At 68.3% G+C, this 23,865-nt stretch carries 26 protein-coding genes; 10 read left to right on the forward strand and 16 right to left on the reverse strand.

All coding sequences use genetic code 11. The annotated features are described in order from the left end of the window. Positions 1–60: 60 nt before the first annotated feature. Positions 61–1,782: a radical SAM protein gene (locus tag BLU18_RS04905; protein WP_092632355.1), complete on the forward strand. Its 1,722-nt coding sequence runs from the start codon at positions 61–63 to the stop codon at positions 1,780–1,782. Between the two features lie 55 nt (positions 1,783–1,837). On the opposite strand, the gene BLU18_RS04910 is transcribed toward BLU18_RS04905, so the two are convergent. The 8 genes from BLU18_RS04910 to trpC form a co-directional block, all read right to left on the reverse strand. Next, positions 1,838–2,239: a TRAM domain-containing protein gene (locus tag BLU18_RS04910; RefSeq protein ID WP_092632359.1), complete on the reverse strand. Its 402-nt coding sequence runs from the start codon at positions 2,237–2,239 to the stop codon at positions 1,838–1,840. Between the two features lie 94 nt (positions 2,240–2,333). After that, positions 2,334–2,999: a YkgJ family cysteine cluster protein gene (locus tag BLU18_RS04915; protein ID WP_092632363.1), complete on the reverse strand. Its 666-nt coding sequence runs from the start codon at positions 2,997–2,999 to the stop codon at positions 2,334–2,336. A gap of 37 nt (positions 3,000–3,036) precedes the next feature. Beyond that, positions 3,037–3,789: an MBL fold metallo-hydrolase gene (locus BLU18_RS04920; RefSeq protein ID WP_342702046.1), complete on the reverse strand. Its 753-nt coding sequence runs from the start codon at positions 3,787–3,789 to the stop codon at positions 3,037–3,039. A 26-nt stretch (positions 3,790–3,815) separates the two neighbouring features. Beyond that, positions 3,816–4,991, reverse strand: coding sequence for a 3-dehydroquinate synthase II (locus BLU18_RS04925; RefSeq protein ID WP_092632369.1), 1,176 nt, complete (start codon positions 4,989–4,991; stop codon positions 3,816–3,818). A gap of 51 nt (positions 4,992–5,042) precedes the next feature. After that, positions 5,043–5,834, reverse strand: a complete 792-nt coding sequence (locus BLU18_RS04930) for a 2-amino-3,7-dideoxy-D-threo-hept-6-ulosonate synthase (protein ID WP_092632372.1) — start codon at positions 5,832–5,834, stop codon at positions 5,043–5,045. 23 nt (positions 5,835–5,857) lie between these two features. Further along, a complete protein-coding gene (gene trpA, locus BLU18_RS04935) occupies positions 5,858–6,700 on the reverse strand; it encodes a tryptophan synthase subunit alpha (RefSeq protein ID WP_092632375.1) in 843 nt (280 codons plus the stop codon). After that, positions 6,697–7,947 carry a tryptophan synthase subunit beta gene (trpB, locus tag BLU18_RS04940; RefSeq protein WP_092632378.1) on the reverse strand — a complete coding sequence of 417 codons (1,251 nt, stop codon included), beginning with the start codon at positions 7,945–7,947 and terminating at the stop codon, positions 6,697–6,699. The genes trpA and trpB overlap by 4 nt, the downstream gene beginning before the upstream one ends. Then, on the reverse strand, positions 7,944–8,699 hold the full coding sequence (gene trpC / locus BLU18_RS04945) for an indole-3-glycerol phosphate synthase (RefSeq protein WP_092633624.1): 756 nt from the start codon (positions 8,697–8,699) through the stop codon (positions 7,944–7,946). Before trpC ends, trpB begins: the two co-directional genes overlap by 4 nt. 74 nt (positions 8,700–8,773) lie before the next feature. Between trpC and BLU18_RS04950 the strand changes: the two genes are divergently transcribed. Beyond that, positions 8,774–9,220 (forward strand): MGMT family protein, encoded by a 447-nt coding sequence (locus BLU18_RS04950; protein WP_092632382.1) that lies wholly within the window; start codon positions 8,774–8,776, stop codon positions 9,218–9,220. Positions 9,221–9,234: 14 nt separating this feature from the next. Here the strand turns inward: BLU18_RS04950 and BLU18_RS04955 are convergent, their stop codons facing one another. Beyond that, a complete protein-coding gene (locus BLU18_RS04955) occupies positions 9,235–9,975 on the reverse strand; it encodes a CPBP family intramembrane glutamic endopeptidase (protein WP_092632386.1) in 741 nt (246 codons plus the stop codon). 48 nt (positions 9,976–10,023) lie between these two features. Continuing rightward, a complete protein-coding gene (gene lonB / locus BLU18_RS04960) occupies positions 10,024–12,141 on the reverse strand; it encodes an ATP-dependent protease LonB (protein ID WP_092632389.1) in 2,118 nt (705 codons plus the stop codon). A gap of 166 nt (positions 12,142–12,307) precedes the next feature. Between lonB and BLU18_RS04965 the strand changes: the two genes are divergently transcribed. Together BLU18_RS04965 and BLU18_RS04970 are read left to right on the forward strand one after the other, a co-directional pair. Then, positions 12,308–12,823: a nicotinamide-nucleotide adenylyltransferase gene (locus BLU18_RS04965; protein WP_092632392.1), complete on the forward strand. Its 516-nt coding sequence runs from the start codon at positions 12,308–12,310 to the stop codon at positions 12,821–12,823. Beyond that, on the forward strand, positions 12,820–13,569 hold the full coding sequence (locus BLU18_RS04970; RefSeq protein WP_092632395.1) for an SAM hydrolase/SAM-dependent halogenase family protein: 750 nt from the start codon (positions 12,820–12,822) through the stop codon (positions 13,567–13,569). The genes BLU18_RS04965 and BLU18_RS04970 overlap by 4 nt, the downstream gene beginning before the upstream one ends. A 3-nt stretch (positions 13,570–13,572) precedes the next feature. Here BLU18_RS04970 and BLU18_RS04975 read toward each other — a convergent pair whose 3' ends face one another. Beyond that, positions 13,573–14,475, reverse strand: coding sequence for a glycosyltransferase family 2 protein (locus BLU18_RS04975; RefSeq protein WP_092632398.1), 903 nt, complete (start codon positions 14,473–14,475; stop codon positions 13,573–13,575). Positions 14,476–14,578: 103 nt separating this feature from the next. Beyond that, entirely contained in the window at positions 14,579–15,283 is a 705-nt protein-coding gene (locus tag BLU18_RS04980; protein ID WP_092632401.1) for a class I SAM-dependent methyltransferase, read from the reverse strand. Between the two features lie 153 nt (positions 15,284–15,436). Between BLU18_RS04980 and BLU18_RS04985 the strand changes: the two genes are divergently transcribed. Next, the gene (locus BLU18_RS04985; protein ID WP_092632404.1) at positions 15,437–15,709 is read left to right on the forward strand and encodes a winged helix-turn-helix domain-containing protein; all 273 of its coding nucleotides are present in this window, start codon (positions 15,437–15,439) and stop codon (positions 15,707–15,709) included. Between the two features lie 13 nt (positions 15,710–15,722). Here BLU18_RS04985 and BLU18_RS04990 read toward each other — a convergent pair whose 3' ends face one another. Genes BLU18_RS04990 through BLU18_RS05000 form a run of 3 tightly spaced genes read right to left on the reverse strand, consistent with a single transcriptional unit; the run spans position 15,723 to position 17,914 of the window. After that, the gene (locus BLU18_RS04990; RefSeq protein ID WP_092632407.1) at positions 15,723–16,109 is read right to left on the reverse strand and encodes a DUF7575 domain-containing protein; all 387 of its coding nucleotides are present in this window, start codon (positions 16,107–16,109) and stop codon (positions 15,723–15,725) included. A 52-nt stretch (positions 16,110–16,161) separates the two neighbouring features. Continuing rightward, complete coding sequence (locus BLU18_RS04995; protein WP_092632410.1) at positions 16,162–16,848, reverse strand: type I 3-dehydroquinate dehydratase; 687 nt, start codon at positions 16,846–16,848, stop codon at positions 16,162–16,164. Between the two features lie 4 nt (positions 16,849–16,852). Continuing rightward, positions 16,853–17,914: a DNA-methyltransferase gene (locus BLU18_RS05000; RefSeq protein ID WP_092632414.1), complete on the reverse strand. Its 1,062-nt coding sequence runs from the start codon at positions 17,912–17,914 to the stop codon at positions 16,853–16,855. Positions 17,915–18,002: 88 nt separating this feature from the next. Between BLU18_RS05000 and BLU18_RS05005 the strand changes: the two genes are divergently transcribed. Then, on the forward strand, positions 18,003–18,728 hold the full coding sequence (locus BLU18_RS05005) for a cobalamin-binding protein (RefSeq protein ID WP_092632417.1): 726 nt from the start codon (positions 18,003–18,005) through the stop codon (positions 18,726–18,728). On the opposite strand, the gene BLU18_RS05010 is transcribed toward BLU18_RS05005, so the two are convergent. Further along, positions 18,725–20,566, reverse strand: a complete 1,842-nt coding sequence (locus BLU18_RS05010; RefSeq protein WP_092632420.1) for a flippase-like domain-containing protein — start codon at positions 20,564–20,566, stop codon at positions 18,725–18,727. The two genes, BLU18_RS05005 and BLU18_RS05010, sit on opposite strands and share 4 nt — an antisense overlap. 80 nt (positions 20,567–20,646) lie before the next feature. Here BLU18_RS05010 and BLU18_RS05015 point away from each other — a divergent pair, with 80 nt between their 5' ends. The 4 genes from BLU18_RS05015 to BLU18_RS05030 are packed head-to-tail and all read left to right on the forward strand — an operon-like array spanning position 20,647 to position 23,854. Beyond that, positions 20,647–21,180 carry a CNNM domain-containing protein gene (locus BLU18_RS05015; RefSeq protein ID WP_092632423.1) on the forward strand — a complete coding sequence of 178 codons (534 nt, stop codon included), beginning with the start codon at positions 20,647–20,649 and terminating at the stop codon, positions 21,178–21,180. Between the two features lie 21 nt (positions 21,181–21,201). After that, positions 21,202–21,645, forward strand: a complete 444-nt coding sequence (locus BLU18_RS05020; protein WP_092632426.1) for a DUF5788 family protein — start codon at positions 21,202–21,204, stop codon at positions 21,643–21,645. After that, a complete protein-coding gene (polX, locus tag BLU18_RS05025; protein WP_092632429.1) occupies positions 21,642–23,390 on the forward strand; it encodes a DNA polymerase/3'-5' exonuclease PolX in 1,749 nt (582 codons plus the stop codon). Before BLU18_RS05020 ends, polX begins: the two co-directional genes overlap by 4 nt. After that, positions 23,378–23,854, forward strand: coding sequence for a Mut7-C RNAse domain-containing protein (locus tag BLU18_RS05030; protein ID WP_245697882.1), 477 nt, complete (start codon positions 23,378–23,380; stop codon positions 23,852–23,854). The genes polX and BLU18_RS05030 overlap by 13 nt, the downstream gene beginning before the upstream one ends. Positions 23,855–23,865 lie beyond the last annotated feature (11 nt).

The raw sequence follows: 23,865 nt of genomic DNA on the forward strand, positions 1-23,865 counted from the left end.
GTGACCGACTTGTACCCTTGGACGAACACGGTTTTACGCGTCGGACGCGAACGATCGCGCATGACCGACCCCGCCGAACTCACGGTTACGATCGTCGACGGCTACGTCGACGAACCCGCACACTTCGGGGTCCCGCCGTACGTCTCGACGTACCCCCGCTTCACCGCTGGCGCCCTCGTCGACGCCGGCGTCCCCGAGTCCCACATCGCTTACCACACCATCGACGAACTCCGCGACGAGCGGTCGAAGTGGGGCGACGTCGCCGACGCCGACCTCCTCGTCTACCTCGGTGGCATGACCGTCCCCGGCAAGTACGTCGGTGGCACTCCCGCCGAACCGGACGAGGTGCGCGAACTCGCGTGGACCGCCGACGGAACGACGCTCATGGGCGGCCCCGTCCGCTTCGGCGTCGGCGACGAGAACGCGGGCGGCCAGGAGATGGAACGCAAGGACCTCGACTACGACTTCGTCGCCAAAGGCGACGTGGAGGCCGCGGCCCACGACCTGGTCGCGAGTGGTCTGGAAGGCTTCGGCGACCGTATGCGCGATAACGAGGAACTCGACCGCTGGGCGGCGAAAGGCGCGTTCGTCGTCGAGGACCACCCCAACCACCCAGACTACCTCATCGCCGAACTCGAAACGTCGCGCGGGTGCGCTTACCGATGCTCGTTCTGCACCGAACCCCTCTACGGCAACCCGGCCTTCCGAACCGCCGAATCGGTCGTCCGCGAAGTCGAGGCGCTCTACGAACGGGGCGTCCGACACTTCCGACTGGGCCGACAGGCGGACATCCTCGCGTTCGGCGGCGACGGCGAGGCCCCGAATCCGGACGCACTCCGCCGACTCTACGCCGGGATTCGCGAGGTGGCGCCCGACCTGAAGACACTCCACCTCGACAACATGAACCCGGTAACCATCGTCGACTACCCCGAGAAGTCGCGAGAGGCCATCCGTATCATCGCCGAACACAACACGGCGGGCGACACCGCCGCCTTCGGCCTCGAATCCGCCGACCCCGTCGTCCGCGAGGAGAACAACCTCCTCGTCTCCGCCGACGAGTGTCTCGAGGCCGTCCGCGTCGTCAACGAGGAAGCGGGCTGGCGCCCCGGTGACGACCCCTCGGCCGCGCCGACGACGGGCGAAGCGGCGTCGAACCGCCTGCCCAAGCTCCTCCCGGGCATCAACCTCGTCCACGGCCTCGCGGGAGAGCGCGAGGAGACGTTCGAGCACAACAAGCGCTTCCTCCAGCAGGTGTACGACGAGGGCCTGATGCTCCGGCGCATCAACATCCGACAGGTGATGGCCTTCGCGGGGACGGAGATGAACGACACCGGCGCCGACATCGCTCGCGACCACAAGAAGCAGTTCAAGCAGTACAAAAGCGAAGTGCGCGAGGAAATCGACCAGCCGATGCTTCGTCGGGTCGCCCCCCGTGGGACCGTCCTGCCGAACGTCCACCTGGAGTACCACGAGGGCGGCAAGACGTTCGGCCGCCAACTCGGCACCTACCCACTCCTCGTCGCCATCCCCGGCGAGTACGACCTGGGCACGACACTCGACGTGGCCCTCGTCGACCACGGCTACCGGTCGGTGACGGGCGTCCCGCACCCGCTCGACCTGAACGCGGCGTCGATGGACGAACTCGCGGCGCTCCCGGGCGTCGGCCAGTCGACGGCGGGCGATATCGTCGTGAACCGACCCTACGCCTCGCTGGACGAAGTGAACGTCGACGCCGACCTGTCGGCGTTCGCCGCTGTCGACGCCATCGGCTCGGCGGATTGACGGCGTGTGCGGGCGAGTCGCCCGCGCCGAGAAACGGTGTCAGAGATAGCGGCAGTCAGAGGTCTTCGTCGATAATCTCGCCAACCGCGAAGTTGGACTTGACTTCCGTGACCTCGATTTTGACGCGCTCGCCGATTTCGGCTCCCGGGACGATGATGACGTAGCCACGCTCGACGCGGGCGATGCCGTCGCCCTGTTTGCCGATGTCCTCGATTTCGACGTAGCGAATCTCGCCGGGTTCGACCGGTGGCTGGGGTTCGGCGGTCGCTGACTCCGTCTCGGTCTCCTCGGTCGTTGACTCCGCCCGCTCACGAGAGATGAGAGCGACGCGATAGGTCTCGTCGGCCTCGACGGACCCAGTCTCGATTTCGCGCTGCGGAATCTCGATGACGTACGATCCGTCTTCCGACTGCACTCGCGCGCTGAACAGACACAACAGGTTATCTGAGATCTCCATAGTGTAAACCTCCATGTCAACCTGTGTCGCGACCGTTAAATGAGTACCGACGCAGCGGTCACAGCCCCGAGAACTGTAGCTCCCGGCGTCGCGGTCACTCGTCAGCGCCGAGTGGGGTGCCGTCGGGGCGCTTCTGCCCCTCCGAATCGTGGACCACCACGCCCTCGGCGTCCGTCGGTTCGTAGTTGTCGCGGACGCCGATAGCCTCCTCGAGTTCGCGAACCGCGCGCTCTTTGAGGGCCGCAGCAAGGTCCTCCGCCTCCTCGCGCGAGATGTCGCGGCCGAGGCCCTCGCACTCGTGGGCGCGGACCATCCCCGCCTCGTCGACGGCCTCGCCCATGGGCTGGCTCGTCCCGCCGAGCGCGACACTGAACGGATACGTCTCGCAGATGAGCGGGCGGTCCTCGTGGACGGTACATTTCCCTTGGCCGTCCGCCTCCTCGTAGAAGGTGCAGTCGCCGCAGGCGTCGGTCTGGAGCGCCCACTCGAAGGTCTCTCCCTCCGTCTCGTCGGCAGAGAGTCCGTAGGGCATCGGTCGCGCCACGTCGCGCCAGTCGTACTCCGTCGTCGCCTGCAGCTCGCGCACCTCGTCCGGGAACACCGTCGCCGTGTGCGGGTCGCTCTCGCCGTCGTCGCCCTCGTTCGCCTTACAGCACGCCCCACAGCGCGTACACTCGAAGCCGATGGATTCGATGCCGTCGGCGAGGTCGCTCACGTCGAGGGCCCGCGCCCGGTCGAGTTCGGCTTCGAGCGAGTCCATACCCCCGCTGGGCGGAGGAACGAAAAAAGGCCGTCGGCTACGCCGGGTCGAGGCGTCCCGTCTCGGCGTCGATTCGAATCCGCCCCTCGAGGGCGAGTTTGTCGAGGTGGGCGCGCACCGTCGCCGCCGCGAGCGAACGCACCCCGGAGAGGTCGCGGTCGTACGCGGCGTCAAGGACGGCGTCGACGGAGGCCGCCCCCTCCCGGACGGCGCGTTCGATGCGGCGCTCACGGTCCAGTCGGTGGTCGTAGAGACGGCGAATCGTCGCCCGCGGGTCGTCGACGACGGGCCCGTGCCCTGGATACAGGCGCGGCGGGTCGCGGGCGAGCAGACGACGGAGCGCGACGAGGTAGGCGCGAACGTCGCCTTTGGGGGCCGCGACGGCGACGCTCCCCGTCGCCCGGACGAGGTCACCCGCGAGGATGCCGTCCGGCGTCTCGATGACCACGTGGTCCGGCGCGTGACCGGGCGTGTCGAGGACCGTCGCCCCCGCTACCCGTTCGCCCTCGGCGAAGGTGCGGTCGGGGGCGACGCCGGTCGCGGCCTCGAACCGTGCTTCCCGCCCGCGCCGCGCCCAGACGGTCGCGCCCGTCTCGGCCGCGTAAGCCGCGACGCCACCGACGTGGTCCGGGTGCGCGTGCGTGACGAGGACGTGGTCGACGCTTCCCTCCGCGACGGCGGCGTCAAGGGCGTCGATGCGTCCGGCGGGGTCGACGAGGATGGTTCCCGCGTCGGCCTCGACGAGATAGGCGTTCGTCGCGCCGCCGGGCGCCGTCGTCTCCGTCGGCACCGAGACGCGTCGGACGGCCCGCCCGCTCACTTCTCGATGATGCTCTCTTCGACCGCCTCGCCGAAGTGCCGAGCCACGTCCTCGTAGTAGACGAGAATCTCGTCGCCGGCTTCGAGGTCGGTGACGGCAGTCCGCCCCTCCTGGGTGTGGACCTTGATGGTCTCGGCGTTCTGGAGGAGTGTCTCGATGCGGTCGACGCCCTCCTCGGTTTCGACCTCCGCCTGAATCCGGAACATGGGGCGTTTCTCGATTTTCACGCGGCCGACGACAGTCTCCCGTGTCGTCCCGTCGGTGTCGACCACCTGCACCTCGTCGCCGCTCTGGAGTTCGGCGAGATACGTCGTGCCGCCGCCCGGCGAACGAGCGTAGGCGTGGACGGCGCCTGCGTTCACGCGGAAGGGTCGGGAGGCGACGTAGGGCGATTCGGCCGTCTCGGCGTGAACGAAGAAGAGCCCGCGCGACATCGACCCGACGAGCATCCCCTCGTCGTGTTCCATGAGCGACCCCGTATCGACACAGACGCGGTCGGCCATCCCGGTTCGCTCGACTTTCGTCACTTCCGCGAACTGCAAGTCGAGGTGTTCGCGGTCGGCGGCGTCGCGCACCTCGCAGGTCTTCCGAATCTCGTCGGGATTACCTGAATCCAGCAGGACGCCGTCGGCGCCGAGTTCCAGCGTCTCGAAGGCGGTCTGGGCCTCTTCCGCGGTGGTGACGCCCGCGATGAGGTCCGTCTCCTCGCCGATGCGGGCGATGAGGTTCTCCAGCGGGATGATGGTCCAGTCCTCGCCGACGACGATGGTGTAGTCGGCGTCCTCGGCGGCCGTTTCGGCGAACTCTTCGTAGTCTTCGTCGAAGATGCGGACGTACGCGCCGTTCGCACGCTCGTCGTCGCGGCGGAGCGTCGACAGGTCGGCAGAGCCGGAGAAATCAGGCGGGAGGTCGACCGTGCCGTCGCCCTCGCCGTTCTTGCCGACGATGTACGCGTCGGCGGCCGGTTGCTCGGATTCTGCGTCTTCGACGAGATTGGCGTCGGTGCGGAAGGCCGCGACGTTCACGTCACCGAGTTCGCGGACCTGTGCCACGTCGGCTTCGTCAACGAGCACCCAGTCGACGCCGGCTTCGAGGCCGGCGGTGATGCGCTCTTTCCGCGACTCCCAGTCGCCGACGTCCCCGTCGGCCTTCAGCCACACGCTGCGTGTCATTGTCTGGAAGTCGGCGGGGCGTGGCTTCAACGTGGCGGATGGTGCCGGTAGCTACGCTTCGAGGAGGCCGCCGCGACGGAGCGCCTCGTCGACGCCCACGTCGTCGTGGAGAATCGCCGCAATGGCGCTCGTGATGGCGCCGGGGTCGTCGTGCTGGAAGATGGAGCGGCCCATGGAGACGCCGGCGGCGCCGCCGTCCATCGCGCCGCGGACCATCTCCAGCGTCTGGCGGTCGGTGCCGCGACTGCCGCCGGCGATGACGACGGGCAGGCGCGTCCCCGAGCAGACGGGGTCGAAGCTGTCGCCGTCGCCGCTGTAGCCCGTCTTGACCACGTCGGCGCCGAGTTCCTCGGCGAGGCGGACGGCGTGAGCGAGCGCTTCGGGGTCGTCTTCCTCGATGTCCGGGCCGCGGGCGTAGGCCATCGCGAGCGTCGGCAGGCCGAGCTCGGTGGCGCGCTCTGTCACGTCCGCGAGCTGGGTCATCTGCTCCGGTTCGTACTGGGAGCCGACGTTGATGTGGAAGGAGACGGCGTCGGCGCCGGCACGAAGTGCCGACTCGACCGTGCCCGTGCGTCGCTTGTCGGCCTCGTCCGGGCCGATGTTCGTCGACCCGTTGAGGTGGACGATGAAGCCCGCGTCGTTCTTGTTGTCGTGGACGCGCGGCGCGACCCCTTTCTGGGTGAGGACGGCGTCCGCGCCGCCGGCCGTCACCGAATCGATGGTTCCCTCGATGTCGACGAGTCCTTTCACCGGCCCCATCGTTACCCCGTGGTCCATGGGAACGATGAGGAATCGGTCGTTCGTGGAGATGCGCTGAAGGCGTGCGCGTGTTCCCGCATTCATGTGTTACCCTGTACCAGTGGCGCTTATGTACGTTCCGGATGCGGTTGGTCCGACGCCGCACCTCGGAGCGCACCCTCTTTCAGTTCCCGCGCTTTCGCCTCCAGTCGACTGGCCACCGTCACGGGCGGGTCGCCGCGCTCGACGCCCTGTTCGACGATATCGACCAGCGCGGAACCAACGATGACCCCGTCGGCACCGGCCTCAACGACTCGCTGGGCGTGGTCGCCCGACGAGATACCGAAGCCGACGGCCTTGGGCACGTCCCAGTCGGCGATTCGTTCGAGACTCGTGTCGGTCTGGTCGGAGAGCGACGTTCGCGCACCTGTCGTCCCGAGACGGGCCTGCACGTAGACGTAGCCCGACACCTGCGACATGATGCGCTCCAGTCGCTCACCCTTCGTCGTCGGCGCGACGATGAAGACGAGTTCGCAGTCGTACTCGTCACAGGCCTCCCGGAGCGGCTCCGCTTCCTCCGCGGGCAGGTCGGGGACGACGAAGCCCTCGATGCCCGCTTCGGCGGCGCGGCGGACGAACGCCGCCGGCCCCCGCTCCTCGCCCTCGCCGAACTGGTAGATGAGGTTGTAGTAGGTCATACAGACCAGCGGTACGTCCACGTCGAGGTCCTCGACGAACTCGAAGAAGCGCGTGGGCGTCATGCCCGCCTCCAACGCGCGGACGATGGCGCTCTGGATGGTCGGCCCCTCCGCGATGGGTTCGGAGAAGGGCAGGCCGAGTTCGATGATGTCCGCGCCCCCGCGCTCGAGGGCTTCGACGTACGAGAGCGACGCCTCGTAGTTGGGGTCGCCAGCGGCGAGATAGGGGACGAAAGCCGGACCGTCGGCGAAGGCCTCGGCAATTCGGCTCACTGGAACCCTCCCGTCTCCGCGAAGGTGTCCATCTCCGGCGCGTCCTCGATATCTCGCTCGTGGGTCTCCTCCAGAACGGTTTCGAGGTCCTTGTCACCGCGCCCGGAGACGTTGAGCAGGACGGTGTCGCCGAGGTCGGCCTGGGACTCCTCGACGTACGCGACGGCGTGTGCGGACTCCAGCGCAGGGATGACGCCTTCCAACTGCGAGAGGCGGTGGAAGCCCTCGATAGCGCGGTCGTCGTCGACGTTGGCTGGCGTGACGCGCCCGCTATCGACGAGGTCCGCGAGTTCCGGCCCGACGCCGGCGTAGTCCAGTCCCGCCGAGACGCTGTGAGACTCCATTATCTGTCCGTCGCGGTCCTGCAGGACGCGCGTTCGCGACCCGTGGAGGACGCCCTCCGTCCCCGTCGAAAGCGTCGCGGAGTTGGGCGCGACGCCCGCTTCCTCGTCGACTTCGAGACTGCTCCCGCCGGCTTCGACGGCGTAGAGGTCCACGTCCTCGTCGTCGACGAACTCCGCGAAGACGCCCATCGTGTTCGACCCGCCGCCCGCGCAGGTGACGACGGCGTCGGGGAGGCCGCCCGTCTTCTCCCGCATCTGTGCGCGCGCCTCTTCCGAAATGACGCGTTGGAAGTCACGCACCATCGCCGGGAAGGGGTGGGGGCCGACGACGCTCCCGATGACGTAGTGGGTGTCCTCGACGTTGGCCGCCCAGTCGCGCATCGTCTCGCTGATGGCCTCTTTCAGCGTGCCGCGCCCGACGGTGACGGGATTCACCTCGGCGTCGTTGAGGCGCATCCGGAACACGTTGGGGCGCTGGCGGTTGATGTCGCGCCGCCCCATGTACACCTCGCAGGGCATGCCGAGGTGGGCACAGGCCATCGCCGTCGCGGTGCCGTGCTGACCCGCACCCGTCTCCGCGATGATGCGCTCTTTGCCCATGTACTTCGCGAGCAACACCTGTCCGAGCGCGTTGTTCAACTTGTGAGCGCCGCCGTGGAGGAGGTCCTCGCGCTTAAGGTACACGTCACAGTCGTAGCGCTCCGAGAGGCGGTCGGCGTGTTGGACGGGTGTCGGGCGCCCGCCGAAATCCGCCAGTCGCTGCCGGAACTCGTCCATGAAGCCGTCTTCGTTGTTCAGGACGTAGCGCTCGTAGGCGTCCTCCAGTTCCTCGATGGCCGGCATCAAGGCCTCCGGAACGTACTGTCCACCGTACTCGCCGAATTTTCCTGTATCAGAACTCATGCTGTGGTAAATTGCCGCACGTTGTCGGTCACGTCGCCGTCCATGATCGCACTCCCGATGAGGAGGGCGTCCGCGCCCGCCTCGCGCATCCGCCGCACGTCTGCCACCGAACCGATACCGCTCTCTGCGATCAGCGTCACGTCCTCGGGGACGTGGGGCGCAATCGACTCGAAGGTGTCGAGGTCGACCTCCAGTTGCCCGAGGTCGCGGTTGTTGACGCCGATCAGGTCCGCGTCCGCCGCGAGCGCCCGGTCTAACTCCGCACGCGTGTGGACTTCGACCAACGGCTGGAAGCCCCGGTCTTCGGCGGCCGTCACCAGACCGGGCAGGTCGTCCACGAACCGCGCAATCAACAGGACCAGGTCCGATTCCACGAGGTCGAGTTGCGCCTCCTCGACGATAAAGTCCTTGCGCAAGACCGGCACGTCGACGGCGTCTCTGACGCGTTCGAGCGCCGCCATCGACCCGCCGAAGTGTTCGGGTTCGGTCAGAACCGACAGCGCCGCGGCCCCGCCCGATACCATCGCCTGCGCGAGTTCGACGGGGTCGTCGTCGCGTCGCCCCTCGGTCGTGGGGCTGGTCGGTTTCATCTCCGCGATGACTGGCACCCGACCGTCGGCCTCGGCGTCGGCGAGCGCCGCCGAAAACGACCGTGCGTCGACCGACACGCGCTCGTCGCCGCCCGCGCGCTCGCGAGCGGCCGAGAGAATCGAGCGCACTGCGGGCGCGAGTTCTTCACCATTAGCGTCCATCATTGTACACTAACGAACTGATTTGCACATAAGACTTGCGTCCCATTTTTGCGTCGACCGCTCCACCACACTCCATGGAAGGCATCTACGCACGGGCATCGCCGCGACTCGGTCGTGCGGTGCAGATTGGCGTCGTCGCGGAGCGAGTCATCAGCGTCTCGTTCCCCGACGACCCGCCCGCAGACTCCGAGCCCGACCACCCGATTCTCGACCGTATCTTCGCGTATCTGGACGGTGCCGAAGACCACTTCGACGACGTGCCGGTCGGTCTCACCGTCCCGACGGACCAACGGGCCGTCCTCGACGCCGTCCGGAACGTCCCCTACGGCGAGACGGTCGATGTCGCCCGCGTGGCGCGTCTCGCCGGCCTCGACGACGAGGACCAAGCCGACCTCGACACCGTCCGCGAAGCGCTCCGCGCGAATCCGACGCCGCTGGTCATCCCCGACCACCGCGTGTCGGGACCGGGCGCCACCCCGGGCGACGTTGCCGAACGGCTTCGCGAGGTCGAGACGCAGTAACTCAGCGCGGACGGTCACGCGCTGCGCTCGTTGACGACGAACTCCAGAGCGTTCACGAGGTAGTGCGCAACGACTACCGTCAGGAGGCTGTCGGTCACGACGAACGCCGCCGCGAGGACGAACCCGAGGAGCCCGGTGACGACGATACCGACCCGGCCCTGCGCGCCGTGTCCGAGGGCGAACGCGACCGACGAACACGCGGCGAGCAGCCACGGCGAGACGCCGAAGCCGGTGGCGAACGCGCCGACGAGGATGCCCCGAAAGAGCAGTTCTTCGAAGCCGGCGACGAGGGGAAGCGCCACGAACAGCAGCACCGCCCAGCCGGCGGCCGACTCCGGCGCCAACGCCTCCCGGAGCGCCGCGGTGTCGCCGAACCCGAACCGGTCACCGAGACGCGAGCCGAGCGTGTTCAGGGTGTGGAGCGCGACACCGACGCCGACGCCCGCGCCCAGCGCCACCGGGTCGACCGCGTCGGCCGAGAGTCCGAGCGCCGCGGCCGGGACGCCGGCGACCCACAGCCCCGTGACGAGCACCGTGGCGAACAGCCCCTGCGAGACGACGACGTTCGCGAGCAGCGCTGCGGTGGAGGGAGCGCGGTCGCTCGGCGGCGAATCGACGACGCGGTCGCTCAGCGTGGGTGGGTAGTCGGCCGTCGATTCCGTGGGCGTGAGCGCGTCCGCGGAGAGACGGGATAAGAGAAGTAACCCGGCGAGGACGACGCCGACGAAGCCGGCGAAGGCCGTCCACGCGGGCATTATCGACGGTCGGCGTCCACGAGTCGAGCGTGCACGCCGAGTGCCCCCTTACTGCGGGCTGGGGCTGCTCGGGCCCTGCTGGACGCTCTGGTTCTCGAGTGCCGAGCCAGTGATGGTCTTGAGCCGGTTGACCAGCGAATCCTTCTCGGCCTCGCCTTCGAGGGCGACGTCGAGGACTTCGCTGATGTGGCTGACCGGGATGATCTCGATCATCTCCTCGTACTCGTCCTCGATCATCACGTCCTGCATGTTGGCCTCAGGGATGATGACGCGGTCACATCCCGTCTTGGCGGCGGCCTCTATCTTGTGCGTGACGCCGCCGACTGGGAGCACGTCGCCGCGGACGGAGAGCGACCCGGTCATCGCGAGCGACTGGTCGACGCCCACGTCTTCGAGGGCGCTGATGACCGCCGTCGCGACGGTGATGGAGGCGGAGTCGCCGTCGACGCCGCCCTCACCCGCCTGGACGAACTGGATGTGGATGTCCTTCTGGGTGATGTCCTCGTCGGAGAACTTCTTGATAATCGCCGAGACGTTGGAGACGGCTTCCTGTGCCATCTCCTTGAGCTGGCCGGTGGCGATGACTTCGCCCGGCCCCTGCGAGGGCGTCACTTCGGCCATCACGGGGAGGACGATACCGGAGTCCTCGCCCATGACCGCGAGGCCATTGACACGGCCGGGGACGTAGCCCTCGCTGACCTGCAGTTCGTAGTCCTTGCGGCGCTGGATGAAGTCGTCCGCGAGCTGCTGTTCGATGCTTCGGGACCGACCCTTCGCCTGCAGGACGTGGTCTCGGGTCGTGTACTCGGCGTCCTCGGCGCGAGCGATGTCGCCCGCGACGCGGACGAGGCCGCCGAGGTTCCGGAGTTCGAGCGTCAGGTGGCCCTTTCGTCCCGCGCGACGACGGGCTTCGAGGATGACCTCCTCGATGGCGTCGTCGGTGAAGTGCGGGAGCCGACCGTCTTTCTCGACCTCTTGGGCGATGAAGCGGGCGTACTTCCGGCGCATGTCGGGCGTGTCCTCGATGGTGTCGTCCATGTACACCTCGTACCCGTAGCCCTTGATACGCGAGCGGAGCGCCGGGTGCATGTTCTCCATGGCGTCGAGGTTCCCCGCTGCAATCATGACGAAGTCACAGGGGACGGGTTCGGTCTGGACCATCGCGCCCGAGGAGCGCTCGGACTGGCCCGTGATGCCGAACTCGCCCTCCTGAATCGCCGTCATGAGGTGCTGCTGGGAGCGAACGTCGAGCGTGTTGATTTCGTCGACGAACAGCACGCCCTTGTTGGCCTTGTGGATGGCACCGGGTTCGACCCGGTCGTGCGACGGCGTCTCCATGCCACCGGACTGGAACGGGTCGTGTCGCACGTCGCCGAGGAGCGCACCAGCGTGCGCGCCCGTAGCGTCCTCGAACGGTGCCGTCTGCTGGTCCGCCGTGTTCACGATGAGGTTCGGAATCATCGCGTCCGAACCGCGAGAGCCGTAGCGGAAGGCGAGGTAGATGATCCCCGCCGCGAGGATGCCGAGCAGGATGTTCCCCGCGATGATGAGGGAGTAGCCCAGCACGATGGCGATGATGATCCACATCAAGAAGGAGCGCATCTGGTTGCGCTTGCGGGCCTCCTCCTTGTGGGCCTCGACGATTTGGTCGCCCTTCCCCGAGGGGACAGTCCGAACCTTGGGTTCGTTGCCGTCGTCGGGGTTGTGATAGACCAGCACGTCCTGAAGTTCCTCCTTCGGGAGGAGTTCGCTCATCGCCTTCGCGAGCATCGACTTCCCCGTCCCGGGGGAGCCGATCATCATGACGTGCCGGCGCTGTTTGGCCGCCTTCATGACCACGTCGCGGGCGTGTTCCTGTCCGATGACCTGGTCGACGAGTCGGTCGGGGACCTGAATCTCCGCAGTCGAGTCTATCTGCAGGCCACCGAGGAGGCCGTCCTCCGCGTCCTCGTCGATTTCGGCATCTATCTGGACGTCGCTGCCGAGGTCCTCGATGGACCCCTCGTCCGCACCGTCACCGGCGTCAGGCTCGGGTTCCGGGTCAGACGGGACAGAGACGTCGTCTTCCCATTCGTCGGCCCCACCACGTTCGTCACGAGGCGAGTCACCGTCGACTCGCTCCGCACCGTCGGGCGGGCGCTCGTCCGTGTTCGTGTCGTCGTTCATAGAACGGTATCGTTGGTAGACCTGAAGGGGGCGCGCTTGATATACTTTCTCCCACACAGAATCAGTAGTGAGGCCCAGATTCGACGTTTTGGGGGCGTTTTCGGCCCGAATTCGAGCGTCGAGGTGTCTCGTCGAATTTATAAATGACCGCACGCACATCTATACCATGCGGGGGTTTTACATTGGCCGCTTTCAGCCGTACCACGACGGCCACCACCAGATGGTCAGCGAAATCGTCTCCGAGGTGGACGAACTCGTCCTCGGCATCGGGAGCGCTGGCCACTCTCACGGACGACGGAACCCGTTCACCGCCGGCGAACGCGTGATGATGGTCACCAAATCTGTCGACGAGTTCGACGTGACGACGTACGTCGTGCCCATCGAGGACCTCGACCGAAATTCGGTGTGGGTGAGCCACGTCCAGAGCATGACGCCCGCGTTCGACATGGCCTACTCCAACAACCCACTCGTCATCCAACTGTTCGAGGAAGCGGGCGTCGAAGTGCGCCAGTCACCCATGTTCAACCGCGACGTCCTCGAAGGGACCGAGCTTCGCGAGCGCATGGTCGAGGGCGGCGAGTGGAAGTCGCTGGTCCCCGAATCCGTCGTCGAGGTTATCGAGGAGATAAACGGCATCGAACGCATCCAGCGCGTGAGCGAAACCGACACCAACGGCGAATGATAACTCTCGCCTCCGACTTCGGAAGCCCCTATCCGGCCGCGATGAAAGGCGTCATCCTCCAGCAGAGCGACGCCCGACTGGTCGACGTGAGCCACGACCTGCCCCGCGGCGCGGTCCGCGAATCGGCGTTCTGGCTCCGCGAACTCCTCCCGGCCTTTCCCCCGGCGACACACCTCGCCGTCGTCGACCCCGGCGTGGGCACCGACCGGGGTGTCCTCGTCGCCCGCGCGGGCGAACACGTCTTGGTCGGGCCGGACAACGGCCTACTCGTCCCGGCGGCGCGGCGGTTGGCCGACGACGTGGACTGGTTCCACGCCGAAACCGACGACCCCAGTTCGAGCACCTTCCACGGCCGCGACGTGTTCGCACCGCTCGCGGCGACGGTCCACGAGACGGACACCCCCTTCGAGGCCCACGAGCGGTTGACCCGCATCGACGAACCGGTCGACTGCCGGCTCCCGGAGGCGACCGTCGAAGACGGTCACGCCCGCGGCTGGGTGCTCGCCGTCGACGACTTCGGCAACGTCGTCACGAACGTTCCCGGCGACTTCCTCGAAGAGAAAGCGGCGGTCCGCGTCAACGGCGAACGCGTGCCCGTCGGCGAGACGTTCGGCGCCGTCGACCCCGGCAGTCCGCTGGCCGTCGTCGGCAGTCACGGCTACGTCGAGTGCGACGTCAACGACGGCCGCGGCGACGAGTGGTTCGGTCTCTCGCCGGGCAACGACGTTCACATCGCCACCGATTGAGTCTCATCGCCAGTCGTACCGCGCGACGGCACGGTCGGAGCGGTCGGAGACGCCGTGCGGATTCCGGGCCGCCGAGCGGTCTTTCACGCGAGCGATCAGTCCGTCGGCGGCGCCGCGCGCGATGCCGCTGACGACGGAACGGCCGATGCCGAGCCACTCGGTCGGGTTCAAGTCCCCGCGGACCACGTCGCCCGCGGCGCTGACGGCGTCGCGAAGCGCCCGCCGACTCGGCCCCGTCGCCGCCGCGGGACGGAGGCCGTAGTTCTTCACGAGCCGATAGGTGAGGGCTCGAAACTCGGTGCCGTAGTCGGCGGACGCGTCGCCACCGTCAGCGGAGTACTCGCGGCGGACGCACATCTCGGGGCGCCACGCCACCTCGTAGTCGAGGCCGGCGAGGCGGTGGGCGACGTCGCGGTCACCGCCGGTCTCCAGATACTCGTCGAAGCCGTCGAGGGCGTCGAGAACGGTGTCGCGGAAGGCGACGTTGCCGCCGTTGAAGTGCGTCACGTGGCGAGAGCCGACGCGGCGGTGCTCGGACTCCTCGGTCGTCATCCCGCCTTCGAGCGTGCGGTGGGTCGGGCCGGTGACGACGGGGGCATCCGTGAGGCCGTCGGTCAAGCCGTCGAGCCACGAGGATTCGACCACGAGGTCGTGACGCAGCATCGCCACCACGTCACCGGTCGCGACCGACAGCCCGGCGTTGCGCGCGACGTTCTCAGTGCGGGTCGACACCTCGACCAACACGTCGACGTCGTCTCGGTCGCGAACCATCCCGGTAGTGCCGTCCGTCGACGGCCCGTTGACGACCACCACCTCCGCGTCCGGGGCGTGGGCCGCCAACGCGTCGAGCGCGGCCGCGAGTCGGTCACGCCCGTTGAGCGTCGGTATCACTACCGAGAGCGACATATCCGTCTACACCGACTCGGGGCGTATAACGGTTCCCTCTCGACACATCAGCGCGGCCGCGAGAACTGTCGTCGGGGGCGTCGCCGCCCCAGTCGGGCCACTATCAGACGCGGGTGTCCCAGTACGACACCGACGCGAGCTGTGTCCCGAGGGGCGTGTCGCCGATGGCGGTGTCGACTGTTCGGAACGCGTCGGCCAGCCGATTCGGAATCTTTCGGTAGAAACCGTACGGGAGGACGAAGTCGTGCTTGGAGTCGGCCAGCGTCAGGCCGGCGCCGTCGACGAGGCGGTGGACTTCGTCGCGCCCGTAGAGCCGCGACCCCATGGGTAGGAGCCAGTTGTAGAGCACGCGCGTGCTCCGGTCGTTGAACGTATCGAAGAAGACCTGGTCTTTGGAGACGCGACACATCTCCGAGAGGAACTTCGCCGGCGTGTCCGCGAGGTGGAAAAACCGCATCGCGAAGACGGTGTCGAAGTGGTCGTCCGGGAAGGGCAGGCGCGCGGCGTCGCCGCGGAGGAACTCGATGTGGTCGGCGACCCCCGCCGACCGCGCCTTCTTCCGGCCCTCCTCCAACATCGCGGAGGAGATGTCCAGTCCGACGATGTCGGCGCCGCGTTCGGCCAGCATGACGGTGAATCGGCCCGTGCCACAGGCGATTTCGAGGACGTTCCGGTCTTCGAGTGGACCGAGCGCTTCCAATACCGCCCGCTTTTCGCGGCGGTCGATGAGACGCCCACCGCGCGAGAATCGCTTGACGTCGTACTCTTGGGCAATCTCGTCCGCCTGGTACCACTCCGCTCCTTTCACGCTACGCGTCTCTCGGGCCGAAGACTAAAACCGTACTGGATGGCGGCGATTGGGACGCCAACCTCATTTTGTAATTAATGCCATATAAGGTGTTTCGTGTGTTTTCACGCATATGGAGATAACCTTTACCACTAACGACATGGACGACCATGTATGAGCACCACCGCAGCAGACTCAGTTGGCGACGACCGACTCACGACCAGCGAATACCGAGAGCGACTCCGCGAGCTGCCGCCGAGCGCGAAACTCGTCGCGAAGGTGCTCGAAAGTGACTCGCCGCTGTCGCAGGGTCAACTCGCCGAAGAATCGCTGCTTCCCGACCGGACGGTCCGCTACGCGCTGAACCGTCTGGAGGACGCCGACATCGTCGGTTCGCGGTACAGCTTCAAGGACGCACGCAAGCAGGTCTACTTCCTGCGAACCTGAACGGCGCAGTTTTTTAGCCGTCGTCTTCGCGCCGCTCACCCTCGGGTGAGCCCGCACACCACGGACAGAACTCGAGTTCCGAGTCGAGAGTCCGGCCACACGACGGACACGACTCGCCCTCGGGGGTGTCCATCCCCCGAGCGACGCGATGCGCGTCCACCGTGTTCAACGCGAGGAGGACGCCAACCGGGACGGTCACGCGAAGCGGCAGCGTACTCACCGTCGCCGTCGCCGGGTTCGCGAAGGACGTGACCAACACGAGCCCAGCACCGAGGACGAGCGAGAACCACGCGACTGCCCGCTTCCACCGTCGGAGGTAGGCGTGGCCCACGCCAGCGATGCCGAAGACGGCCCCCACGAGGCTCACGAACACCGCGACGACGACGCGTCGGTTTGTCATCGTCGACCGCTGGGAGCGCCAGTCGGTTATACGCTCGGCTCTCGTACGTCACTCATCGCCCGCCGAGACGCTCGACCAAGTCCGCGAGCGTCGCCAAGTCGTACTGCCCAGGAGCGGTCGCCTCGTCAGGGTCGACCGGAGCGTAGCCGATTTTCGACCCGTAGAGCGGCGCAACGGCACGGGTGTGCTGGCCCGCTTCGCCCATCGCCATCGTCGCCACGCGGTCGCCGCGCTCCGTCGCCGCGTGCGTCGCGGACAGCACGCGAAGTGCGTCGTCGCGGTCCGTCGCCGTCACCGCCGCCTTCCCAACGTCGCCGTGGTCCGCGGCAGCCGCGAGCAGGTCGTCCAGCCGAGAGGCGTGAGGCGTCTCCTCGAAGTCGTGGGCTGACGCGATGACGGAGACGCCGTTCTCGCGGACCGTCTCCGCGACCGACGCGCCGACCGAGGTCCGCAGGCTCGCGAGTTCGATATCCACGGCACCGACCGCGTCGTAGTCGCTCGCCGTCGCCAACGCCTCCAGTCGCTCGGCCTCCGACCCCTCGGCCTCGCCGCCCTCCGCGGGGTCGCGGTTCGTGGCGATGAGCGGTAACTCGCCGTCGTAGTCGTCGAGGGCCACGAGAGGGTCGGCCGCGAGGTCCAGCCGAAACTCGACGGCGTCGGCGTGGTCGCGCGCCGCCGGTTCGTCGGTGAGGTCGGCCGTCGCCGCCGCGAGGACGAACTCGTCGAACTCCAACTCCATGCCGTCACTCGGAGGGGCGGCCACTAAACTCCTCGCCGTCGGCCGGGCGGTGCGTGAGCGCGTAGCGTCTGCCCGCGTCGACCGTCTCGGATTCGACGCCCGCGACCACGTACGGGCGAATCCGGCGCTCGTTTTTCGTCACGACCGAGAAGTCGTAGTACTCGGCGTCGTAGCCGCCGTCGCGGTCGGCCATCGCCTCGCGGTGCCGGTCGAGGCGGTCGGCGACCCGTCGCCGCGAGTCTGCGGGGAGGTCGTCCAGTCGGTCGTCGAGGGCGCCGAACAGGTCGGCGTCGAGGTCGTACCCCACCGAGTTCCGGGCGGCGTGCATCGCCGCCAGCGCCGTCGTCCCCGTCCCCGTGAAGGGGTCGAGGACGCGGTCACCGCGCACCGAGAACATCCGCACGAGGCGAAGCGGAATCTCCAGCGGAAAGGCGCCGGAGCGCTCCCGACGCGCGTCGTCCTCGAGAGCCTGTCCCTCGCCGCGCACCTCCCAGAGGTCGGAGAACCAGCGGTTGCGCTCCTCCCAGAAGAAGGCGCTCTCGTAGCGCCGGTCGTCGCCCGGCGGGAACGACCGGGTGCCGCCCTTCCGGAACAGGAGGACGTACTCGTGTTCGAGCGTGACGTAGGCGTTCGGCGGGAGCGTGCCCGACCCCAGGAACTTGGTGAGGCTGTTGGTCGGCTTGCGCCAGAGCACGTCCGGGAGCGGCGTCAGGCCGCGCGAGCGGAGGGCGTCGACGATTCGGGCGTGATTCGGGAACTGCTGGAACTCGCCGCCGATGGAGCGGGTGGCGTCGCCGACGTTGATACAGGCGATACCACCGGGGGCGAGGGTGCGTTCCACTTCGTCCCAGACGGCGTCCAACTGCGCGTGCATGAGTTCGAAGGCCGCGTCGCCGTCGCCGGCGTCGAGTGCCGCCCGCACGTCGGAGTCTTGGGCCGCGAAGAGGTCGTCCCAGAGGTCTATCATGGGGTACGGGGGCGACGTGACGACGAGATGTACCGATTCGTCGTCGACGGCGTCCATGGCCGCGGCGTCGCCGACGTGCAGGACGTGCTGGGTCCGCATCGCCTGCAGTTCCCCGGCCCCGGCAGGTATCGGTGTCGGTTCCGGCGCCGGCCACCGCGTTCTTGACCGTCCGCCGCGTGGGGTCGGTATGGAGACTCCGGACCGCATCGTCTCGCTCGCGCCCGCCGCCACCGTAACGCTCCAAGCGTTGGGCGCCGCGGACCGCCTCGTGGGCGTCACGAGCCACTGTCGGGCGGACCTCGATGCGGCCGTCCTCGGGGGGTGGCTCGACCCCGACCTCGACCGCCTCACGGACCTCGACCCCGACCTCGTCTGCACCAGCGACGCCCTCCAAGCCGACGTGCGCGACGCCCTCCGCGAACGCGGCGTCCGCGTCCACCACGTCGATGCCGTGACCCTCTCCGAAGTGCTCGACGGCTTCGCCGAACTCGGCGCCGCCGTGGGACGCCCGGCAGCGGGCGACCGACTCGCCGCCCGGAGTCACGAGCGACTGGAGCGAGTTCGAGAACGCGCGACCGACGACCGCCCGACCGTCTACTGCGAGGAGTGGGCCGACCCGCCGATGGCGGCCGGCAACTGGGTTCCAGACGTGGTCGAGGCGGCGGGCGGCCACTACCCGTTCGTCGACGCCGGCGAGCGCTCGCGGGCAGTGAGTCAGGCGGCGGTGGAGGCGGCCGACCCTGACCACGTCGTGTTCCACCTCTGCGGGCGCGGCACGGACGTGGACCCGAGCCAACTCGCCGAGCGCGGGTGGGAGGTCGACGCCAGCGTCCACGTCGTCGACGACGCCCTCCTGAACCAGCCGAGTCCGAACCTGCTCGACGGGGCCGAGCGCCTCGCCGACCTGTTTTAATCCACGTCCGGGTCCGCGGTGTCCGCGTCGGCGGCGGGCGTCGACCCCGACGCCTCGTCCACCGCACTCGTCAGGGAGACGTTGAGCGCGAGCATCGAGATACCGCCGCCAGCCACGGTGACGAGATTCTTGACGGCGTGGTCGAGCACCGCGGCGCCGAAGGCGGTCACGCCGCTCACGGGGGTCAGGCCCGCGACGAGGAGGGTAAAGGCCGCCTCGTACAGGCCGATGCCGCCCGGCGAGAGCGGGAGCACCTTGGCGAGGTTCCCGACGCTCACCGCGAAGAAACTGACCGCAACGAGCGTCGACGGCGCGAGTGGGACGTCGAACGCGGCGAGGACGAGCGCCGCTGTCACCACGTCGAGCGTCCAGATGGCGAGACTGCTCGCGCCCACGCGGACGAAGGCGCCGCGGTCGGCGGCGACCGTCTGGACGCCGGAGACAAAGCCCTCCAGAACGCCCGCCACGTAGTCGGCGTAGGAGTCCGAACTCACACGCGTGACGACCCGCCGAATCAGGTTGTCGTCGCGGCGGGCGCTCACCACGATGGCGGCGACGGCGAGAAGCGCCGCCATCGCGACGCCGACGGCGACGGTGAGTGCGACGCGGGCGCTCCGCGGGTCGACGCCGGGGACGCCGGCCGAGACGGCGTCGACGACTTGGTCGGTGGCGCCCGTGAGTACGAACCCGATGAACACCGTCCCGCCGAGGACCGTGATGGTCAGCAGGTCGAAGACGCGCTCGACGGCGAGCGAGGCAAAGCCAGTCGGGTACGGAATGCCGCGGCGGGCCTTGACCACGTACGCGCGGACGCCGTCGCCGAGTCGCGCGGGGACGACGAGGTTGCCCGTCTGACTGATGAACACGACGCCGGTGAGGAAGCCGAGGCGTTCGTCGTAGCCGAGTTCGCCCAAGATATCGCGGTAGCGCGCGCCGCGCAGGGGCCACGAGAGGAGGTAGACGACGGCCGCGAGCGCGACGAACGCGGGGTCGGCGCCCTCGAGCTCTCGCAGCACCGCTTGCGGGTCGAGATACACCGTCATGAGCGCGAGCGCGACCACCGTCAGGAGGACGCTCGCCGCGATGCTCACCCGGCGGGTGATGCGCGGGCTGACGGAGAGCTGCCACCACAGCCGGAGAATCTGACTCCCCATCCCGAACACGTCCCGGACCAGGTCGACTTTCGTGTCGCCTTTCGGCTCCCAGTCGACGGGGAACTCCTCGACGGTCAGGCCGGCGCGCTGGGCGCGAACCAGCAGTTCGGTGTCCCAGAACCAGTGGTCGTCCTCGATGTCGCGGTGGAGGCGGACGAAGGCCTCGCGGCTCATCGCTTTGAACCCGCACTGGTGGTCACAGAGCGACGAGCGCAGGAACAGGCGGACGAGGCCGTTGTACGCCCGGGACGGGACTCCGCGCTTGGCGGGGCGGTCGGCGACGCGCCCGGGCATCCAGCGCGACCCCGTGGCCACGTCAGCGTCGCCGGAGCGGACGCGCTCGACGAGTTCCTCCAGGTGACGCATGTCGGTCGCGCGGTCGGTGTCGAAGTAGACGAGGGTGTCGCCGCGGGCGGCGTCGAACGCGCGTTCGAGTGCGCCGCCCCGGCCGAGGCGTTCGTCGCTGTGGTAGTGTCGAATCCGGTTGTCGTCGGCAGCGAGTCGGTCGGCGATGTCGGGCGTTCGGTCGTCACAGCCGTCCTCCGCGACGATGACTTCGTACGCGTCCGACGGGAGGAAGGTATCGAGCGTCTGGAGCGTCGTCCGCACCGTCTCCTCGATGGTGGCCTCCTCGTTGTACGCGGGGAGGACGACGCTCACCTCGACACCGCCGGACGAATCCATTTGCCGAGGATGGTCGGGCCGCGTTCAAGAACTTTCTGTCTGACCGCCCGTTTTTTGCCGCACACGACCCGACAGGAGGCATGGTAGACGCCACGATACTGAGTCTGGTCGCAGTGGTCGGCCTACTGATGGCGAGTGCCTTCTTCTCCAGTACGGAAATCGCCGTCTTCTCGCTGTCGGAGGCGTGGCTCGAGGAGCGCACCGCCGCGAAGGACCCGCGAGCGTCGATACTCGCGGAGCTCCGCGCGGACCCGCATCGCCTCCTCGTGACGCTGCTGGTCGGCAACAACGTCGTCAACGTCGCCATCTCCAGCATCCTCGCGGTGTTGCTGGCCGAGCGATTCACCGGCGAAGTCGCCGTCGTCCTCACCACCGTCGTCGCCAGCAGCGTCGTCCTCGTATTCGGCGAGATACTGCCCAAGGCCTACGGCCTCGGCAACGCCGAGGAGTGGTCGCTCACGACGGCGCGCCCGGTGTGGGTCGTCGAACGCCTCCTCTTTCCGGTCGTCATCGTCTTCGACTTCGTGACGCGGCGGGTGGGGAGCGTCGTCGGCGGCGACCCGGACATCGAGGAGCCGTACACGGACACGGCGGGTGGCGAAGGAGCGAAGTGAGCGGCGCGCCAACGCCGAGCCGTGAAAGAGTTCGAGCGCAAGCAACTCCTCGAACGCGTCAACCGTGAGGGGGCCACGGTCGGCGCCGACATCCCGGAGCGAATCACGGTGCAGGGCGATGAGGTGGACCTCCAGCAGTTCGTCTTCGAAATCAAGCGCCGCGATACGGTACCCGCGGGCGAGCGCGAACGGGTCGACCAAGCGAAAAAGAACCTCCGGCGCGAGCGCCTCCAGCGCCTCCAGAAAATCGAAGACGACGAGGTGAGCTACGCCGAGGGCGAGCGTCTGGTCGAGAGCATCATCGGTATCGACCGGGCGCTCAACGCCCTCGAACAGCTCGGTCCCGCGGACCTCGAACGCGAGGCGAAAGCCAAGGAAGCGGCGGACCGCAAGCGCTGGATGAGCTTCCTGAAGAAGGCGCTCGGCCACGAGGACGCCAGCCACAACACGCGGGGGCGGCTGTGAGCCGCAACGCCGAACTCGCCGACCGCTTCGAGGAGATGGCGGACCTCCTCGAAGCCCAAGACGTGGAGTTCAAACCGCGGAGCTACCGCCGCGCCGCAGAAAGCATTCGCGAGCATCCGACGCCGATAGAGGACTTGGCGACGGAGGGCGAGTCGGCGGTGAAAGACATCGAGGGCGTCGGCGACGCCATCGCGTCGAAGGCCGTCGAGTACGTCGAGACGGGAGAAATCGAAGAACTCGACGAACTGCGCGCGGACCTCCCCGTCGACATGGCGGCGCTCACGAGCGTCGAGGGCGTCGGCCCGAAGACGGTCGGCACGCTCTACGAGGCGCTCGGAATCACGACGCTCGACGAACTCGAAGCCGCGGCGCGCGACGGCGAGATTCAGGCGGTGTCGGGCTTCGGCCCCAAGACGGAGTCGAACATCCTCGAGAACATCCCCTTCGCCCGACAGGCACAGGAGCGCGAACTCCTCGGCGACGCACGCCCCATCGCCGAAGCGGTGCGTAACTACCTGCGAGACGCCGACCCGGTGGCGGAGGTAGCCATCGCGGGGTCGAATCGGCGGTGGCGCGAAACCATCGGCGACGTGGACGTCCTCGTCGCGAGCGCGGAGGCGGAGGGGGCCGTCGACGCCTTCCTCGACTGGGACGCGGGAGCAGAGCTCATCGAGTCGGGGCCGACGAAAGCCAGCGTCCGCGCGCGTGGCATGCGCGTAGATTTGCGCGTCGTCGACCCCGCCGAGTTCGGGGCAGCGCTCCAGTATTTCACCGGGAGCAAGGACCACAACGTCCACCTCCGCAACCTCGCCATCGACCGCGACCTGAAGATGAACGAGTACGGCGTGTTCGACGTGAGCGACGTGGCCGAGGAGACGGAGGGCCAACGCGCCGGGCGCCGGGTCGGCGGCGAGACGGAAGCGGAGATGTACGACGCCCTCGACCTACCGCTGATTCCCCCAGAACTCCGCGAGGACCGCGGCGAAATCGAGGCCGCGGCGGCGGGGGAGCTGCCCGACCTCCTCGAACCCGGGTCGCTCCGGGGCGACCTTCACACGCACACCGAGTGGTCGGACGGGAGCCAGTCCATCGAGTCGATGATAGCGGCAGCGGCCGACCGGGGCGACGACTTCCTCTGTGTCTCCGACCACGCCACCGGCCCGGGGATGGTCGGCGGCGTCGGCCTCGACGACGACGAACTCCGCGAGCAGATGGACGCCGTGGCGGAAGCGGCGGCGGACACGGACCTCACCGTCTTCCACGGCGTCGAGGCCAACATCGATGCCGACGGCGACCTCTCGGTCGGGGACGACGTACTCGCGGAGTTGGACGTGGTCATCGCGTCGCCCCACAGCGGCCTCGGGGCGGACCGCGACGCCGCGACCGACCGCCTCGTGGCCGCGGTGGAACACCCCGAGACGGACGTTCTCGGCCATCCCACGGGCCGACTCATCAACGACCGGCCGGGACTCGCGCCCGACCTGGACCGACTCGCGACGGCCGCCGCCGAGGCCGGCACGGCGCTGGAAGTGAACGCCAACCCGCACCGACTCGACCTGAACGACGAGGGGGTGCGGACCGCCGTGGAAGCGGGGGCGACGATTACCATCAACACCGACGCCCACAGCGGCGAGGAACTGGCGCTACGGCGCTACGGCGTCCACACGGCGCGGCGTGGGTGGGCCGAAGCGGAGGACGTACTCAACACGCGGTCGCCCGACGACCTAGCCGCGTGGCTGAGCTGATGGCTCGCTTTCTCTGCGACGCGATGCTCGGCAAGCTGGCGCGCTACCTCAGGATGTGCGGCCACGACACGGCGTACGCCCTCGACCGAGACATCGAGGCCGACGACGCACTCGCACGGCTCGCACGCGAGGAGGACCGCCGACTCGTCACGCGCGACGCCGACCTCGCGGCGCGGACGGAGGATGCGATTCGACTCTCGGCGACAGACATCGAGGGGCAGTTGTGCGAACTCGATGTCGCGGGGGTTCGACTCTCGCTCCCCGAGACGCCGCGTCGGTGCGGTCGGTGTAACGGGGCGCTAGCAGCAGTGAGCGAGGAGGCGTCGACGCCGAACGACGTGCCCGACCCGGCGGCGGCGGCCGTCTGGCGGTGCGAGCGGTGCGGCCAGCACTTCTGGCGGGGGAGTCACTGGGACGACGTGCGGGCGCGTCTCCGCGGGGTGACCGGCGACCGCAAGGGTTGAGCGTCAGGAGT

Origin of the sequence: Haloplanus vescus, assembly GCF_900107665.1 — an archaeon.
In the GTDB taxonomy this organism is placed as follows: Archaea; Halobacteriota; Halobacteria; order Halobacteriales; family Haloferacaceae; genus Haloplanus; species Haloplanus vescus.